The organism is Azospirillum doebereinerae (assembly GCF_003989665.1).
Lineage (GTDB): Bacteria > Pseudomonadota > Alphaproteobacteria > Azospirillales > Azospirillaceae > Azospirillum > Azospirillum doebereinerae.
The window spans coordinates 1-1,055 of record NZ_RZIJ01000076.1 but is presented as its reverse complement, the minus strand read 5'-3'; the positions used below and the strand labels follow the sequence as shown (position 1 = coordinate 1,055).

Sequence of the window (1,055 nt, the reverse complement as noted above, 5' to 3'; positions counted from 1 at the left end):
TTAGAGCATCGCGCCTGAAATCCGAATCTGAGAGCTTGCGCTTGGTTTGTGGGCGTGATTCACCGTAGTTGGAGGTGGATCATGGGTCGGAGCTATTCGCCGGACCTTCGGGTTCGGATTTACGGAGAGATCGAACAAGGCGGGTCACGCCGGGCTGCGGCGCGTCGGTTCGACGTGAGCGTGAGCACGAGCATACGCCTTGCTCAGCGGATGGCTGAGACAGGTTCGCTGGAACCGGCGCGGCAGGGACGGCCGCCGGGCGGCGGCAAGCTGGCACCGCATGCCGACCTCCTGATCGGCTGGGTGGAGAAGCAGGGCGACATCACGATGCCCGAACTGGCGGCCAAGCTGAAAGCCGAACGCGGGGTCACGGTCCACCCCGCCTCGCTGTCGCGTTTCCTGATCGCCCGCGGCTACAGCGTCAAAAAAAACACTGGTGGCGACCGAGGCCGGTCGCGCTGATGTCGCGGAGGACCGCCGGACATGGCGCAGCCACCGGCAGCCGCGGATGCGTGAGGTGCCGGATCGGCTGGTGTTCCTCGATGAAACCGCGACCACCACGAAGATGGCCCGGCTGCGCGGACGGGCAAAGCGCGGCCAGCGGTTCAAAGCCAAGGCGCCGTTTGGCCATTGGGGCACCCAGACCTTCATCGCCGCCCTGCGCTGTGACGGGCTGACCGCTCCCTGGATCATCAAAGGCGCGATGAACCGGGTGCTCTTCGAAACCTATGTCGAAACCCAACTCGCCCCGACCCTGCGGCCGGGCGACGTCGTCATCCTCGACAACCTCTCCAGCCATAAGAGCGAAAAGGCCAAGGCCATCCTCAAGGAGCGCGGCGCTTGGTTCCTCTTCCTGCCACCCTACAGCCCCGACCTCAATCCCATCGAGATGGCCTTTGCCAAACTCAAGGCTCATCTCCGGCGCATCGGTGCCCGCACCATCGAAGAGCTGTGGAAAGCTGTCGGCTCCATTTGCGACCTCTACACACCCGACGAATGCTGGAACTACCTCAGACACGCTGGGTACGTATCAGATTAAACGCTCGAAACTCTAA

General features: G+C 63.3%; 1 protein-coding gene. It reads left to right on the top strand.

Annotation, left to right across the window (positions count from 1 at the left end; genetic code table 11):
- The first annotated feature begins 81 nt into the window (after nt 1-81).
- Nucleotides 82-1,039, top strand: a protein-coding gene (locus EJ913_RS31240; RefSeq protein ID WP_127005225.1) for an IS630 family transposase whose coding sequence is annotated in 2 segments (ribosomal slippage) — nt 82-413 and nt 412-1,039 — 960 coding nt in all. Because the reading frame shifts where the segments join, the coding sequence is not laid out codon by codon here.
- The last annotated feature ends 16 nt before the right edge of the window (nt 1,040-1,055 follow it).